Source organism: Micrococcaceae bacterium Sec5.1 (genome assembly GCA_039636795.1).
Classification (GTDB): Bacteria; Actinomycetota; Actinomycetes; order Actinomycetales; family Micrococcaceae; genus Arthrobacter.
Genome location: CP143430.1, coordinates 3,102,952 through 3,119,752, shown reverse-complemented (window position 1 = coordinate 3,119,752; position 16,801 = coordinate 3,102,952). Strand labels below are relative to the sequence as shown.

General features: G+C 61.8%; 12 protein-coding genes. 5 read left to right on the top strand and 7 right to left on the bottom strand.

From position 1 onward, the window contains the following. Positions 1–12: 12 nt before the first annotated feature. The 4 genes from VUN82_14160 to VUN82_14145 are packed head-to-tail and all read left to right on the top strand — an operon-like array spanning position 13 to position 5,852. Positions 13–2,547 (top strand): DUF3516 domain-containing protein, encoded by a 2,535-nt coding sequence (locus VUN82_14160; protein ID XAS70262.1) that lies wholly within the window; start codon positions 13–15, stop codon positions 2,545–2,547. Between the two features lie 22 nt (positions 2,548–2,569). Next, a complete protein-coding gene (locus tag VUN82_14155; protein XAS70261.1) occupies positions 2,570–3,952 on the top strand; it encodes a CoA transferase in 1,383 nt (460 codons plus the stop codon). Positions 3,953–3,997: 45 nt separating this feature from the next. Beyond that, a complete protein-coding gene (locus VUN82_14150; GenBank protein ID XAS70260.1) occupies positions 3,998–4,510 on the top strand; it encodes a GNAT family N-acetyltransferase in 513 nt (170 codons plus the stop codon). After that, the gene (locus VUN82_14145) at positions 4,503–5,852 is read left to right on the top strand and encodes an alpha/beta fold hydrolase (GenBank protein XAS70259.1); all 1,350 of its coding nucleotides are present in this window, start codon (positions 4,503–4,505) and stop codon (positions 5,850–5,852) included. The genes VUN82_14150 and VUN82_14145 overlap by 8 nt, the downstream gene beginning before the upstream one ends. A 13-nt stretch (positions 5,853–5,865) precedes the next feature. Here VUN82_14145 and VUN82_14140 read toward each other — a convergent pair whose 3' ends face one another. The 4 genes from VUN82_14140 to coaE all read right to left on the bottom strand — a co-directional run bounded on the left by VUN82_14140 (position 5,866) and on the right by coaE (position 11,775). After that, the gene (locus VUN82_14140; GenBank protein XAS70258.1) at positions 5,866–7,182 is read right to left on the bottom strand and encodes an MFS transporter; all 1,317 of its coding nucleotides are present in this window, start codon (positions 7,180–7,182) and stop codon (positions 5,866–5,868) included. A gap of 29 nt (positions 7,183–7,211) precedes the next feature. Next, positions 7,212–8,240, bottom strand: a complete 1,029-nt coding sequence (locus VUN82_14135) for a TerC family protein (GenBank protein ID XAS70257.1) — start codon at positions 8,238–8,240, stop codon at positions 7,212–7,214. Positions 8,241–8,406: 166 nt separating this feature from the next. Further along, the gene (uvrB, locus tag VUN82_14130) at positions 8,407–10,503 is read right to left on the bottom strand and encodes an excinuclease ABC subunit UvrB (GenBank protein ID XAS70256.1); all 2,097 of its coding nucleotides are present in this window, start codon (positions 10,501–10,503) and stop codon (positions 8,407–8,409) included. Positions 10,504–10,533: 30 nt separating this feature from the next. Further along, positions 10,534–11,775, bottom strand: coding sequence for a dephospho-CoA kinase (gene coaE / locus VUN82_14125; protein ID XAS70255.1), 1,242 nt, complete (start codon positions 11,773–11,775; stop codon positions 10,534–10,536). A 22-nt stretch (positions 11,776–11,797) separates the two neighbouring features. Here coaE and VUN82_14120 point away from each other — a divergent pair, with 22 nt between their 5' ends. Next, the gene (locus tag VUN82_14120; GenBank protein ID XAS70254.1) at positions 11,798–12,484 is read left to right on the top strand and encodes a YigZ family protein; all 687 of its coding nucleotides are present in this window, start codon (positions 11,798–11,800) and stop codon (positions 12,482–12,484) included. 129 nt (positions 12,485–12,613) lie between these two features. Here VUN82_14120 and rpsA read toward each other — a convergent pair whose 3' ends face one another. The 3 genes from rpsA to VUN82_14105 form a co-directional block, all read right to left on the bottom strand. Beyond that, positions 12,614–14,089, bottom strand: a complete 1,476-nt coding sequence (rpsA, locus tag VUN82_14115) for a 30S ribosomal protein S1 (protein XAS70253.1) — start codon at positions 14,087–14,089, stop codon at positions 12,614–12,616. A gap of 205 nt (positions 14,090–14,294) precedes the next feature. Beyond that, positions 14,295–15,329, bottom strand: coding sequence for a polysaccharide deacetylase family protein (locus tag VUN82_14110; protein ID XAS70252.1), 1,035 nt, complete (start codon positions 15,327–15,329; stop codon positions 14,295–14,297). Positions 15,330–15,392: 63 nt separating this feature from the next. Continuing rightward, positions 15,393–16,733: a GNAT family N-acetyltransferase gene (locus VUN82_14105; protein ID XAS70251.1), complete on the bottom strand. Its 1,341-nt coding sequence runs from the start codon at positions 16,731–16,733 to the stop codon at positions 15,393–15,395. Positions 16,734–16,801 lie beyond the last annotated feature (68 nt).

Sequence of the window (16,801 nt, the reverse complement as noted above, 5' to 3'; positions counted from 1 at the left end):
AGCTGGAAACCAATGAAACTTCTTGAGCAGCTCCCTGGTTCCACCGCCTCCAACCCCTTGGGTCCGGATGAGATCTACACACGGTTCGTTGAGTGGACAGAGGGCCGCGGCTTGCAGTTGTATGCCGCCCAGGACGAGGCCATCATGGAACTCGCCTCTGGCGCCAACGTCATCCTGGCGACGCCTACGGGCTCGGGAAAATCGCTTGTTGCCATTGCAGCCCACTTCGAGGCCATGGCCCGCGGCCAACGAAGTTACTACACCGCTCCCATCAAGGCTTTGGTCTCGGAGAAGTTCTTCGCGCTCTGCGATATCTTCGGTGCCGAAAACGTTGGCATGATTACAGGCGACTCCGGCGTGAACCAGGATGCGCCGATTATTTGCTGCACCGCCGAGATCCTGGCCAATATTGCCCTCCGCGAGGGAGCCTCCGCGGAACTTGGCGCTGTGATCATGGATGAATTCCACTTTTACTCCGATCCCCAGCGCGGATGGGCCTGGCAGGTTCCCCTGCTCGAACTCCCCCAGGCCCAGTTCCTGCTCATGTCCGCGACGCTGGGCGACGTCAGCCGTTTCGAAGCCGGCCTCACTGAACTCACCGGCCGGTCCACCACAACCGTTAGCTCTGCGGAGCGACCGATTCCGCTGCATTACTACTATCACCTCACTCCGGTCCACGAGACCCTGGAAGAACTGCTCTCCACCAAGCAGGTCCCCGTCTACGTTGTGCACTTCAGCCAGGCAGAAGCGATCGAACGCGCCCAGAACCTGATGAGCATCAACATGTGCAGCCGGGATGAAAAGGACCGGATCGCAGAGCTCATCGCCGGCTTTCGGTTTGCCGCAGGCTTCGGAAAGACGCTCAACCGGTTGGTCCGCCATGGCATCGGTGTCCATCACGCCGGGATGTTGCCCAAGTACCGGCGTTTGGTGGAGCAACTCGCACAAGCCGGGCTCCTTAAGGTCATTTGCGGTACCGACACCCTGGGCGTGGGCATCAACGTTCCCATCCGTACGGTTCTGTTGACGGCGTTGAGCAAGTACGACGGCGTACGCACCAGATCGCTTAACTCGCGTGAGTTCCACCAGATTGCCGGCCGCGCCGGCCGCGCCGGGTACGACACCGCCGGTACCGTAGTGGTTCAGGCTCCTGACCACGTGGTGGAGAACACCAAAGCCATGGCCAAAGCCACCGCCAAATTTGGCGATGACCAGAAGAAACTGCGCCAAGTGGTCAAGAAAAAGCCTCCGGAAGGATTCGTTTCCTGGGGTGAGCCGACGTTCAAGCGCCTTGTGGAGTCCGTACCCGAGCCCTTGACTTCAAGTTTCACTGTCACCCACGCAATGCTGTTGAACCTCATGGAACGCCCCGGAGATCCTTTCCAGGCAACGCGGCGCTTGCTCAGCGAAAACCATGAGAGCCGTCCGGCGCAGTTGAAACTCATGAAGAAGGCCTTGGGAATCTACCGCGAACTGTTGGCCGCGGGTGTGGTTGAACGCATTCCGGAGGATGAACAACAGTCCGAAGGCCGTTCTGTCCGCTTGACGGTCCACTTGCAGGCCAACTTCGCCCTGAACCAACCGCTTTCTCCGTTTGCGCTTGCCGCGCTGGAACTGTTGGATCCAGAGTCGCCGTCGTATGCGCTGGATGTTGTTTCGGTTATCGAGGCCACGTTGGAGAAGCCGCGCCAGATTCTCTCTGCACAGCAGAAGAAGGCCCGTGGTGAGGCAGTTGCCGCCATGAAGGCTGACGGCATCGAATATGAGCAGCGCATGGCCATGCTCGACGAAGTGACGTACCCGATGCCCTTGGCGGAGATTCTCGGCGAGGCTTTCGAGGTGTACCGCAAGGCTGCCCCGTGGGTGGGCGACTTTGAGCTGGCGCCCAAATCAATCATCCGCGACATGTATGAACGTGCCATGAACTTCGGAGAGTTCGTGCAGTTCTACGGCCTGGCCCGCTCGGAGGGCATCGTCCTGCGCTACTTGGCGGATGGATTCCGTGCTCTCAGGCAGACCGTGCCCCAGGACTTGTTGCGCGAGGACCTCGAGGACCTCATCGCCTGGCTGGGTGAACTTGTCCGGCAAGTGGACTCCAGCCTCCTTGATGAGTGGGAGGAGCTCACGTCAGGGCTTACGCCTACACCGCACGACGCTCCCCCGCCACCGCCACCGCTTTTGACCACGAACATCCGGGCTTTCCGGGTCATGGTCCGGAACGAAATGTTCCGCAGGGTGGAGCTCTTCGCGGACGAAGACTCTGCCGCGCTGGGTGAGCTGGACGCCGACGCCGGCTGGGACGCCGAACGCTGGGAAGAGGTTCTGGACGACTACTTCGATGAACACGATGACATCGGCACGGGCCCCGATGCCCGTGGGCCCGGATTGCTTATCATCACCGAAGAACCCGGCACGTGGCGGGTCCGCCAGATCTTCGATGACCCCGCCGGAAACCACGACTGGGGCATCTCGGCCGATGTGGATCTCGCGGCTTCCGATGAGACGGGCACCGCTGTGGTTCGGGTGACGAACGTCAACCGGCTCTAGTCAACCGTCTGAAGGAGGTCCCGTGGAATCCGTCCCTGGTCTCGGCAGCAGCTTGCGGGCGCTGGACGTCATGAGCACACAGCCTACGGCTCCTTGGACTGGACCGCGACGATGGTGGGCAGTTGCAGATGGCGTTCCGGGACTGGACGTTGAAGGCCTGGCTTTGGGTGCGGTCCGGGCGGCAGCAACGGCACTGAACGCGTTGACGGGAGCGACGCACAGATATTCTGTCGCTGCCGGGCGTACGGCGGCTGCCTTCGATTCCCTGGGGCACCTGCGGATAGCCGGCCAGAAACCTGAGGGGTTCGCTCCCTTGTCCGGTTTCCGAAGGACCGCTGATGGCTGGATCCGCCTCCACGCCAACTATCCGCACCACGCGGCCCGGCTCATGGAAGCAGTCTCGGCCAGCGAAGCTTCGGATGTGGACCGCGCATTACTGGCCATGACCTCTTTGGAAGCCGAAGGCCTTATTCTCGGAAACAACGGCGTAGCTGCCGCCGTCCGTACCAGGGACGAGTGGGCATCCACTCCCATGCATGAAGTGGCCAGTGGCGGGCCTTGGATCAGTTTCGACGACGCGGCACCATCCGCGAAAACAAGCCGCCCGTCGTCGTGGGTTCCTTCCACGGATCCGGAACGCCCTTTGGCAGGTCTGAAAGTCCTGGACCTGACCCGCGTTATTGCCGGCCCCGTGGCAACCCGGCTCCTCGGAGCCTTGGGCGCCGACGTCCTCCGGATCGACCCTCTGCACCTTCCGGAGTTGACAGACGCCTTCATTGACTCCGGCTTTGACAAGCGCAGCGCCGAAGCAGACTTCCGGAATCCGGACGATCTGGCTGCTGTCATGGAACTTCTGGAGATGGCAGACGTAGTGATCATGGGGTATCGCGACGGCGGGCTGGATCGTTTTGAATTGACACCTGACGCGCTGCTGCTGCGCCGCCCGGACCTCGTGGTGGCCACCTTGAGTGCATGGGGCCACGGAGGTCCTTGGCAGGGGCGACGTGGTTTTGACAGTCTGGTCCAGGCAGCGTGCGGCATAGCTGACCGATATGGTCATGACCACGACGGCGGGTGGCGGCCTGGCGCGCTACCGGTGCAGGCGCTGGATCATGCCACGGGCTATGGCCTTGCTGCGGCAGTGTTCGCTTTGCTGACCCAGCGACTGGCTACGGGACGTGGCGGAACGGCCCGGCTTTCGCTGGCCCGGACAGCGGAAGAGCTACTTCTCCTTCCGACGGGCATCGGGACTGACGTCGAGCTACCAGAGCCCGATTACCACGAGGTAGACAGCCCCTACGGCCGTCTCCGGTACGTCGGTCCGCCCATCGCGGTGGACGGTGTTCCCATTGCTTATCAAGAACCGCCTGTCACGTACGGTTCCTCCGCACGGCGTTGGCGGTAGGCGGCCGGCCCCTGGTAAACCCCGGCCCCTAGTAAGCTCGGAAGCATGAGTGTAATCCGCCCTGCCACCGTTGAAGACGTTCCCACAATCCTGCGCATGATCCACGATCTTGCGATCTACGAAAAGGAACCCGACGCCGTCAGGAATACCCCGGAGCTGCTGACCGAGGCGTTGTTCGGAGAGAACCCGCGGGTGTACGCGAGCATGGCCAGTAATGCCGCTGGTACAGTGCAGGGCTTTGCCCTGTGGTTCCTGAATTACTCAACGTGGGAAGGTGTTCACGGCATTTACCTGGAAGACCTCTACGTCGTTCCGGACGCGCGTGGAGAGGGCCACGGCAAGGCGCTCCTTCAGCATCTGGCCGCGACCGCCGTCGAACGCGGCTATGCCCGGGTGGAGTGGAGCGTCCTGGACTGGAACGAACCGTCCATCAAGTTCTACAAGAACCTTGGCGCCTTCCCCATGGAGGAGTGGTCCACGTTCAGGCTGACCGGCGAGGCGCTGGAAGCGTTCGGAGCAGGTGCCAGCACAAGCAACAAGGCTCTTGCCCATGGCTGAGACGCGAGCCTTGACCGACGCTCACCGTATCCGCGCCCGGCATGAATTCCGAGGCCTCCGAACCGCCGAGCACTACTTCACTGTCCCCCTGGACCATGGTTCGGCTAAATCCGTTACGGACGACCAGGCGAGCGGCGAAACGATCACCGTGTTCGCACGGGAGTATTCCTCCACCGATCACTCAGAGGAGGAGGCCGCCAAACTTCCATGGTTGCTGTTCCTCCAAGGTGGACCTGGCGGGCGCGGGAACCGCGTCACTTCCCTTTCAGGGTGGATGAAGGCGGCGGCCAAGGATTTTCGGATCCTGATGCTGGACCAGCGTGGCACGGGCCTCTCCACACCTATGGAGCGACAGTCATTGGCGCTCCGCGGTGACGCTGCAGCCCAGGCTGACTATCTGACGCACTTCCGGGCTGATTCGATCGTGGCCGACGCCGAGTTCATCCGGCATATCTTGGATTCCGGGCCATGGTCAGTGCTGGGACAGAGCTTTGGTGGATTCTGCGCGTTGACCTATTTGTCCTTCGCCCCGAAAGGGCTGCGGGAGGTCCTCATCACGGGAGGACTTGCTCCCCTGCATGGCCCGGCCGAGCGCGTGTACCGTGCCACATTCCGGCGGGTGGCCGAGCGGAACGCGGAGTACTTCGCCTGGTATCCGGAAGACCGCGAAACTGTCACCAGGATCGTCCGCCACCTAGAACAGCATGAGGAATTCCTGGCCAGCGGAGAACGGCTGACGCCCGAGCGGTTCCAGATGGTGGGATCATTCCTCGGCGGCAACACCCGGGTGGACTCCCTGCACTACCTCCTGGAGGACGCTTTCATCGAAACACCTTTGGGTGAACGACTGTCGGAGGTGTTCCTGGAGCAAGTGCGTAGCCTCGTGAGCCGCGCAGGGAACCCCTTGTACGCGGTACTCCATGAATCGATCTACGGGCAGGGCGAAGCCACGGATTGGGCAGCTTGGCGCGTGCTGGAAGAATTCCCCGAGTTCAAGCCGGGAGCGGAGGCCCCGCTGCTCACGGGAGAAATGGTCTACCCCTGGTACTTCGAACAGGATCCGGCGCTGATCCCGCTCCACGACGTAGCCGCCTTGCTGGCTGCCAAGTCGGATTGGTGTCCCCTATATGACCACCAGCAGTTGGCGGTCAACAAGGTTCCAGTGGCAGCGGCCGTCTACAAGGACGACATCTACGTAGACCATGACCTCTCAATGGAAACCGCCGCGGCAGTCCGTGGGCTTCAAACCTGGGTGACGGACGACTTCCACCATGACGGCATCGGGGAAGACGGCGAAGGCATCTTTGGGCGGCTTTTCGGGCTGGTGCGGGGTTCCCGCTGAGGCCACATCTGTCCTAGGCAGGGATTGCACGGCGCGCCCGGGCAGCGGTGGCGGCTGTCAGTGTCAGCATCACAGCGGCCAGCACTCCGGCGGCTATGTTCAGCCCTTCGTAGCCGAGCCAGGCGAGGACAAGTCCGGATGTGGCGCCGCCCGTTGCACCCGCCGCGCCCATGAGCGTATCGGAAACGCCTTGCACGGTTACCTTCTGCTCTTGGGCAACACTTTCAGCAAGGAGCGTGGACCCGGCAATGGTCGCGGCGGACCATCCAAGGCCAAGGATGATCAGGCCTATGGTCACCAATACGGGCTCTTGCTGACCGATTCCCGCGATCAGCACTGCCACCAGCAGAAGTCCGTGCCCTATGGCGATCGTTTGGATGCGGCCGGCTTTGTCCGTTAGCCAGCCCCAGAGCGGCGAGAGGGCGAACATGCCGGCGATATGCAGCGAAATTGTCAGCCCAATGACAACCAAGGCGTCTGTGCTGTCGGTTGTTCCGCCGTGATGGCCGGCATGTGAACCGCCCACCAGCTGCTGCAGGTGCAAGGGCGTCATGGACATGATCGCCACCATGACGCCGTGGGCAGCAACCACGGCTGCAAGCGCAAGGATGGCCCGGGGCGAGGAACGAACAGCTTGAAGGCCGGAGCGGATAGTGCCCCTGACAGGGAGGGTCCCCGAGCCTGCGGACTCCGAGGCCAACCGCCGCGCCAGCAGCAACGGGTCCGGCCGCAAACCGATGAAGAGCAACACCGCCGCCAGGAACAGACCTGCGGCTGAGAAGACGAAAGGACCGGCAATGGGTGGCAGGCCCAACGCGGACCCCACTGCGGCACCAGGTTGGATGAGGTTTGGACCGGCCACGGCTCCGATAGTGATCGCCCAGACGACAGTGGACAGTGACCTGCCGCGGTGCTCAGCGTGGGCGAGGTCGACGGCGGCGAACCTCGCCTGAAGGTTGGCGGCTGTACCAAGTCCGAGAAAACCGGCAGCGAGCAGGAGCAACGGGAATGATTCGGCCACCACGGAGACCATCACCAGAAGAGCCCCGATCGTGGCAGCAACCAGGCCAGAGACGAGGCCCACCCGGCGTCCGCGCGCTTCCGCAAGCCGTGCCAGCGGTAGGGCAGTCAAGGCTGCCGCGAGGGTGAGGACAGTAGTGATCGATCCCGCCCACGCCTCGGACCCGGACAGATCCACGGCTAGGAGCGAACCAATGGACAATGTGGCGCCGTTGCCGACTCCGCTGAGGAGCTGGGCCGAACTGAGCAGGAAAACAGTACGACGCTGGACCCGTTGGGGGTCCAGCGCCGTAGTAGAAGTGGTAGTCACTTCACGAGACTACAACTTTCACAGCCCGGTTACTCGGCTTCGCTCAAGCTCTTCTTCGAGTCCTCTTCCAACCGTGCGTCCAGCTTCGACTGGCGCGCCGCCGGGCTGAGCAAGCTGGCGACGACTGCTACGACGATCGTGCCGATAATGACCGCCAAAGAAACGAAGGTAGGAATCTCGGGAGCCCACTCGATGTGGTGGCCGTTGTTGATGAACGGAAGCTCGTTGACGTGCATTGCGTGCAGGACGAGTTTGACGCCAATGAAGGCAAGAATGACTGACAGGGCGTGCTTCAAGTAGATCAGGCGGCTCATCAGTCCACCCAGCAGGAAGTACAGCTGGCGCAGGCCCATGAGCGCGAAGATGTTGGCTGTGAAGACGATGAAGGCACTCTGGGTCAGGCCGAAGATCGCGGGAATGGAGTCCACCGCGAACAGGAGGTCGGTCATGCCGATGGTCACGAAGACGATCACCATCGGGGTGAAGACCTTCTTGCCGTTTACGGTGGTCCGCAGCTTGCCGCCGTCGAACTTTTCAGACATCGGAAGGACCTTGCGCAGGCGCGCAACCAAGGGGTTTTCGGCACCTTCTTCTTCGTCTTCACCGGAATCCGTGGCCTGCTTCCAGGCAGTCCACAGCAGGAACGCGCCGAAGATGTAGAAGATCCAGCTGAACTGCTCGATGACCACCGCGCCCAGGGCAATGAAAATACCGCGGAGGACCAGTGCGATGATGATGCCCACCATCAGCACTTCCTGCTGGTATTTCCGCGGCACGGAGAAGCGGGCCATGATGATGATGAAGACGAACAGGTTGTCGATACTCAGGCTGTATTCAGTAACCCAGCCGGCGACGAACTGGCTGCCATATTCGGGGCCAGTGAAGTAGAACATGGCACCGGCAAAGACCAGGGCCAAGGCAACGTAGAAGGCGACCCAGAGGCCGGCTTCCTTCATTGATGGTTCGTGGGGACGCTTGACCACCAGGAGGAGGTCGATGAGCAGGATGATGCCGAGGGCGACGAATGAGCCGACCTCAAACCAGATTGGAAGCTCCATTAATGCAGGCCTTTCGCAGGGTACGGGAAAGCGGTGTAAGTCTCTCCGGCCTGCCAGTGCGGTGAATGCACATTCAGCGGCCCACTAAGTCCGGCGAGGCATCTGTGCCTTGCGTGCTGACGGACATAGCGCTTGGGATACTCCCCTACGTGACCACAACCTTACCTTAGGCGTGCCCTGCGGACTGCATTTGACGCAATTCGCGCTTCAACTCCCCCACTTCGTCGCGGATTCGGGCGGCGACCTCGAACTGCAGCTCGGCAGCGGCCCCGTGCATCTGTTCCGTGAGTTGTTCGATCAGGCCAACCAGATCTTCTGCGGGAGCCGCGGCCAGTCCGTCCTTCCGGACGGTGGCTGCACCCTTGCTGCCCGAGGTACGTTTGGCTCCCTTGGCCAGCCTGTTGTTGTTCAGGAGCTCCTGGGTATCAGCATCTTCGCGGGCCAGCTGGTCCGTGATATCAGCGATTTTCTTCCGAAGCGGCTGGGGATCAACGCCATTGTCGGTGTTGTACTTGACCTGGATGGCGCGGCGACGGTTGGTTTCCTCGATGGCGTGCGCCATGGAGTCCGTGATCCTGTCCGCATACATGTGGACCTGGCCGGACACGTTTCGAGCGGCACGGCCAATCGTCTGGATAAGGGACGTGGATGAACGCAGGAAGCCTTCTTTGTCCGCATCCAGGATGCTGACCAGCGAGACTTCTGGCAGGTCCAGGCCTTCGCGCAGGAGGTTGATGCCGACCAGGACGTCAAAGACACCCATCCGGAGCTCGCGCAGCAGCTCAACCCGGCGAAGAGTGTCGACGTCGGAGTGGAGGTACTGGACTTTGACGCCGTGGCCCAGGAGGTAGTCCGTGAGATCTTCGGCCATCCGTTTGGTCAAAGTGGTGACCAGGACGCGTTCATCGCGTTCAGTGCGCTGGCGGATTTCGCCCAGGAGATCATCGATCTGTCCCTTGGTGGGCTTCACGATCACCTCGGGATCGATGAGTCCAGTGGGCCGGATGATCTGCTGGACAGTGCCGTCTGCCTTCCCGAGCTCGTACTTGCCGGGCGTGGCCGACAAGTACACGGTCTGGCCGATGCGTTCAAGGAACTCGTCCCACTTCAAAGGCCTGTTATCCATGGCCGAGGGCAGCCGGAACCCATGGTCCACCAGCGTGCGCTTGCGGGACATGTCCCCTTCGTACATAGCGCCGATTTGCGGGACAGTGACGTGGGATTCGTCGATGACCAGAAGGAAGTCGTCTGGGAAGTAGTCCAGGAGGCAGTGCGGTGCCGTACCGCCTGCACGGCCGTCGATGTGCCGCGAGTAATTCTCGATGCCGTTGCAGAAACCCATCTGCTGCATCATTTCCAGATCGTAGGTGGTCCGCATCCGCAGCCGCTGGGCTTCCACCAGCTTGTTCTGGCTCTCCAGCACCTTCAGGCGCTCTGCGAGTTCGTCCTCGATGGCCGAGATTGCGCGGCCCATCCGCTCCGGGCCGGCAACGTAGTGGGAGGCCGGGAAGACGTACATTTCGGTTTCCTCGCGGATGACCTCGCCCGTTACCGGATGCAGCGTGTAGATGTTCTCGATTTCGTCGCCGAAAAATTCGATTCTGAGTGCGAGTTCCTCGTACATGGGAATGATCTCTACGGTGTCCCCACGGACGCGGAAGGTGCCCCTGTGGAAGTCCATGTCATTGCGCGCGTACTGCATGGAAACGAACTTGCGAAGGAGATGATCCCGGTTCATTTCGGCGCCCTTGGTGAGCGTCACCATGCCCGCGATGTACTCTTCGGGTGTTCCCAGGCCGTAGATACAGGAGACTGTGGCTACTACGATGACGTCGCGCCGGGTCAGCAGCGCGTTGGTTGCCGAGTGCCGAAGGCGCTCGACTTCCTCATTGACCGAGGAGTCCTTTTCGATGAACGTATCCGTCTGGGGTACGTACGCTTCGGGCTGGTAGTAGTCGTAGTACGAGACGAAGTACTCCACCGCATTGTTGGGCAGGAGTTCCCTGAACTCGTTGGCCAGCTGGGCTGCCAGGGTCTTGTTTTGAACCATGACCAGCGTGGGACGCTGCACCTGCTCAATAAGCCAGGCTGTGGTGGCGCTCTTGCCCGTACCGGTAGCGCCGAGAAGGACAACATCCTTCTCGCCGTTGTTGATGCGTTCTGTCAGTTCCGCAATTGCCGCCGGCTGGTCGCCGGCGGGTTTGTAATCGCTGACGACTTCGAAGGGCGCGACGACACGGTTGATCTCCTGGGCAAGACTCATGACACCAATCTACCCCCGCACCCCGACAGTTTATTGTTCGGAATTAAGTCCCGCTGCAACAGAAGAATACGACGGCGGTTGCCAGCCGGTGCGGCTGGCCCACTCATCCATCAGCGGCCAGGCCACATCCGTGAACCAGGGTTCTTTGGCATCGGCGTAGGCAGCCGTGCCGGGGTCGCTGGCATGTTGTGCAGCAAGTTGGCGCTTGTGCCCCTCATACAGGGCAACAGCAGAAGCTTCGGCCCTCAACCAGTCACGAAACAGCAGCGCGTATCTCCAGCCGGGCGAGCCGGCAACGCGCACATGCAGGTTCGTCGGGCGTCCTGGATCCGCGTTGGCATGGAAGCGTTTCTGCCATTGGGCCGGATCCGGCTGCGACGGCTTCGGGGTGTCTGCGACGACGCCCGGAACACGCGGGTATCCGGCTGCGGCCAGATGTGGCGCAATCCGATCCGCCACCTCAAGATCGGCAACAGTCAGTTGAAGGTCAATGACGTCCTTGGCCGCCAACCCGGGCACCGATGTAGATCCAATGTGGTCCACGGCAAGGATGTCCTCCGGTGCCGCTGCCTGGATCCGCGAGGACAGTCGGGCCGCTTGCGGGCCCCAGTCGGTTCTGGAAGCAGACAGGACTGGCCCTTCTGTTCGCCGTGCACGAACACCCCGCCGGCAATTGTCCGCGAAGGGCAGCAGTCGACCGAACCACAAGGCATCCACTGTGGCGAGCAGTTCCTCCCGGCTGCCGGAATTTTCCAGGACGATGTCCGCTGCAGCGTTTCTTGCCTCTTGGCTGGCTTGGGCCGCCATTCGGGAACGCGCGTCCTCCAGGCTCATCCCGCGAAGGTCTACCATCCGTTGTATCCGCACGTCATCGGGAGCATCCACCACAATCACCAAATGGAAAGCACTCCCCTGCCCTGTCTCAACCAACAGGGGAATGTCCTGGACCAGAATGTCTTCATCCGCGGCTTGGGCAACGATTGCGGCTGCGGACTCCCGGACCAAAGGGTGGATGATGCCGTTGAGCACTTCACGCCGTGAGGGATCCTGGAAAACTATGGCGCCAAGGGCGGGCCGGTCCAGTCTCCCCTCAGGGCCCAGGATCCCCGGTCCAAAAGCCTCTACTACGCGGGCGAGCCCCGGAGTTCCGGGCTCCACCACTTGCCTGGCAATGAGGTCAGCATCAATGAGCACGGCCCCCAACTCCTGCAGCCTGGCAGCTACCAGCGATTTTCCCGAGGCGATACCGCCCGTCAGCCCGATCTTCAACACCCCTCCACACTAGACTGAAGCGGTGGAAATTGAGGATGACAGCCGTGCAACCAGTTACACAACGTTGGCTGAAGGTCCGGATTTCCGCCACGAACTGGAGATCCGGCGTTCCCGCTTCATCACTGTTCTCCGCCGCTCGCCGGACGAAGAAACTGCACGCTCCCTGGTGGCTGCGCTGAGACGCGAGTTCCATGACGCACGGCACCACTGTTCGGCTTTCGTTGTAGGTCCGGACAGGATGATACAACGTTCCAGTGACGACGGCGAACCGTCGGGCACGGCCGGTATTCCCATGCTGGAAGCACTGCTCAAACGTGAGACAGCACCCGGGGTGACCGACCTTAGCGACGTAAGTGTCGTCGTCGTCCGCTATTTCGGCGGAATCCTCCTGGGCGCGGGCGGGCTGGTCCGTGCCTATTCCGAATCGGTATCTGCAGCTTTGGAACTGGCACCCCTGGTGCAGCGTCGACGGCTGCGGCTTTGCGACATCGACGTGCCGCATGCGGACGCCGGACGCTTGGAGAACGAACTCCGCGGATCCGGCTTTGTCATGGCGAACACCAGCTATGAAGCCAAGCACACAGTCCTCCGGGTCGCGCTGGCGGACAACAGCGACGCCTTGGCTGAGGCTGACTCCCGTGTAGCGGCCCTCACTGCAGGCACGGGCACACTGAGTCCGCAGGGAACGGAGTGGATCGATGTGCCCTGAATCAACTATGCAACCCCGGGTGGCCGCAGCCGGACTCGAAGGGCCGGCTTAGCTTAAGCAGAAGGACCCCTGCCACATGGCAGGGGTCCTTCTTTGGCTATTCAGCGCATCCCGTGTGGGGTGGCGGAATTAGTTGCCGGTCAGCTTCTCACGCAGTGCGGCGAGAGCTTCGTCGGACGCCAGGGTGCCGGCGTTGGACTCAGCAGCAGCCGGCTCCGAGGAGTAGCTGGTGGTGCCGGAATCGCTCTCACCGGACGTTGCAGCGGCAGCGTCGTCAGCAGCGTGCTGGGCAACCTGCTTCTTGTGGGCTTCCCAACGGGTCTGGGCGTCAGCGTACTGCTGCTCCCAAGCGGCGCGCTGGGTCTCGTAGCCTTCGAGCCATTCGTTCGACTCGGGGTCGAAGCCCTCGGGGTACTTGTAGTTGCCCTCTTCGTCGTACTCGGCGGCCATACCGTACAGAGCGGGATCGAACTCGGTGCTGTCAGCGTCAACGCCCTCGTTAGCCTGCTTGAGGGAGAGGGAGATGCGGCGACGCTCGAGGTCGATGTCGATGACCTTGACGAACAGTTCGTCGCCAACGGAGACAACCTGCTCGGCGAGCTCAACGTGGCGGACAGCCAGCTCGGAGATGTGAACGAGGCCTTCGATGCCGTCTTCGACGCGAACGAACGCACCGAACGGAACCAGCTTGGTGACCTTACCCGGGACAACCTGGCCCAGGGCGTGGGTGCGGGCGAAGGTCTGCCACGGGTCTTCCTGCGTAGCCTTGAGCGACAGGGAGACACGCTCGCGGTCCAGATCCACTTCGAGGACCTCGACGGTGACTTCCTGGCCAACCTCGACAACCTCGGACGGGTGGTCGATGTGCTTCCAGGAGAGCTCGGAAACGTGAACGAGGCCGTCTACGCCGCCAAGGTCCACGAATGCACCGAAGTTGACGATGGAGGAAACAACGCCGGGACGAACCTGGCCCTTTTCCAGCTTGTTGAGGAACGTGGAGCGGACCTCGGACTGGGTCTGCTCGAGCCATGCACGGCGGGACAGCACAACGTTGTTGCGGTTCTTGTCCAGCTCGATGATCTTGGCTTCGATCTGCTGACCGATGTACGGAGCGAGGTCGCGGACACGACGCATCTCGACGAGGGATGCGGGCAGGAAGCCGCGCAGGCCGATGTCCAGGATGAGGCCACCCTTGACAACCTCGATGACGGTACCGGTAACGACGCCGTCTTCTTCCTTGACCTTCTCGATGTCGCCCCAGGCGCGCTCGTACTGAGCACGCTTCTTGGAGAGGATCAGACGGCCTTCTTTGTCTTCCTTGGTGAGAACCAAAGCTTCGACCTGATCGCCAACGGCAACAACTTCGCCGGGGTCAACGTCGTGCTTGATGGAAAGCTCGCGGGAAGGGATGACACCTTCGGTTTTGTAACCGATGTCGAGCAGGACTTCGTCGCGGTCGACCTTGACGACGGTACCTTCGACGAGGTCACCGTCGTTGAAGTACTTAATGGTGGCGTCGACAGCTGCGAGGAAGTCCTCAGCGGTACCGATGTCGTTAATGGCGACTACGGGGGTACCGGGCTTCTCGGTGGAGGTGATGGTCATGTAGTAGGGGCTCCGTTGTGGATAGTTAGTCGGTCAGGCAAACCGCTGCCGCCCGGGTCCGGACGGCAGAACACGGCAAAATACCGGGTCATCCTGATTTGTGGATTAATACAAAATGGACGCATGCACGTAGTACACGCCCGTTTATTCTAGTCGTATCTGCAAAGCAGGGTCAAAAGGACTCCGGCAGGACCAGCAAAGGCCTTCATACAGGCAGGACGTCTCCGAGTCGCGCGAACGTAACCCCTCGGTCCAGCAAGCGAGGCAAAGCCCTCGCGTAACCCTCTGCAGTTCCGGCGCCCGGCCTGTTGAAGTGCGAGATGACGATGTCTCCCGCCGCTGCCTTGGCCACTTCCCCGGCGACGGTAGCCGGCGCAAAGGTGGCCCCGCCGTCGCCGTTTATCGTGAAGTTGACTGGCAGCATCCCCAGCCTGCGGGTCATGCTGGCAGCGACGTCATCGTAGAACGCCGTTCCTGGCCGGAAGAAGCGCGGGGAAACCCCGGTTAACTCATGCATGAGGGCCTGGTTGCCCATCAATTCCTCGTACACTGCCGCAGGGTTTGCCGTTCCGGCTATGCCGTAAGCGGACTTGCCATTGACTGACAAGGGCAGGTGAAGTGTGCCGTGGTTCGAGAGCTCGAACAGGGGGTCGGCGGCCAGTTCCGCGGCAAGTGACTTGTTGGCGTTAATCCAACGGCTGTTAATGAAAAGTGTGGCGGGGACGTTGAGGCTGCGAAGTGACTTGAGCAGCTTGTGGTCACAGCCGGTTCCGCCTGGGCCACCGCAGGCATCGAACGTGAGGGCCACATGCCGGGATGCCGAATTGTTCACCACACCCGTCACGTGAAGGCCCCACTCCTGCGGCCGCAGGGATCCAAATTCTGCCAGGATCTGCGGCTTGCCTGGGATGGCGGCTGGCAATGCGGGAGCGCTCGACGGCGGCACTGGACTTTGGTTGCCTGCGTCGCGGCTGCCTCCCTCACCGCTGCCGGCCTTGGCGGCGAGGGCAGCAGCAGCTTGCTCACTGGACAGCGCGGCGATGGAGGGCGGTGGCGTCGCAGGGCCGGCCCCGGGTCCGTTTGGTGGGGTGCCAGGCGCCGTCTGCCCTGGTCCGGCGGCGTCCGGGAGCGCCCCTCTCCCGTTGTCCGCGCAAGCCGCCAGAGCTGCAGTTGCCAGCCCCGCCATTCCAAGCAGCACCGAACGCCGGCCGGCCAACGGCCGCCGCTTGGAATCCCCCATGGATGTCCTTGTCTATTGAGTATGTGAGTCGCTTGTAAAAGTGCTTGTTTCCGGAAATGCTTTTTAGAAGTGCGTGAGGCAGTGCGCCGGCCGTTCCACAGCAAAAAGCTGCTGGGCTGCGAACGCGGCACCGGGCTTGCCTTCGCTCATCCGCCCGGCAGCAGTGAGCGTCACTGGGGACACAGCACCAAGATAGATGGACGCGAGATCCGCGACATCCATGCGGAGATCAGGTTGTTGGCCGGATGCCTCGGTGACGGCCGCGGTACCACCGCCGTCGGACTCCAACGCCCATGTGCCACCAGCCAGGCCAAGTGTATCCGAGACTTCCATGACCAGCTTTCCGGCAACCGGATACCGTCGGGCGGCCAGCGCTGCCGGAACGTCCAGGATCCGTAGCCACAACATGTCCCGAACATCCGAGGAGTCGATGCATCTGGGATCTTGCAAGGCCCAGGTCAGCGGATCGTCCACGGGAGCCTCGGCCCACGTCACCTGCTCAATGAGATCGATGCTCCCAAGGAAGCGCCAGAGATCGAGATAGGCCGCATTGGTACCAGCAACGAGGTCCACGATTTCCATGGTGTAGGGCTTGGCATCCCAGCCCTTGAAGCGATAGGAAACGTAGCCGTCCAGTGATCCGGAGGCGTTGTAGTGCAGGGCGCTTCTGACACCGGTGTCAGGCTTTCCGTCATGGCCGATCGCTCCGGAAGCCAGCAAGCGATAGTACTCTTGGCGGTCTACTGAGCCAGGAGTCGCACGCTGGACGTGGCCGAAGATCTGTGGCGCAACCTCCAGGAGCACGCTGGGGTCAGCCACCTCAACCGTTCCTGTCGCCAACCCCTTGAGGCGGAAACGAGGGCCGGTGTCGACCTTGATGCTGCGTTCAAAGGTAGCCACGCCAAAACCGAAGCGGCCGTAGATGGACCCCTCTGAGGCGGTCAGCGCTGCCATGGCGAGACCATCGTCCTTTGCGCCGGCAAGGTCAGCGGTGATCATGCCCCGGAGCAGCCCTTTGCGCCGGTGCGTTCCACGGACAGTCACGTTGGTCACCAGGTTTGATTCCAGTTGTCGGCCAAACCCGATATTCAGGGATTTGCGCATGGTGCCGTACGTGGCCACCGGGACCTCGACGCCCATAGCATGCTCGGGAACGTCTCCGTTGATGTACACCCCGGTCAATTCACGCTGGTCTGTGCGGTAGGCCGCCAGGGTCTTGGCGATGTATTCGTCGTCACGCCTGTGCTGGTGGAAGCCGTGCGAGACAGCCTGGACCCATGCGGCACAGCGGGAGTAGGCAGGGTCCTCACGATCAGCTGTAGCAGGGAATTGTTGAACCCTGTATTGATCGGCATATTTCTCGGCGGAGTTCGTTTCGGAATAACTTTCATTGGGATCAGCCACGCCCCGAGCCTAGCCAGACGCCGGAGGGCGCGCCACCATCAAGGCGGCGCGCCCTCCGGCGATCCTTT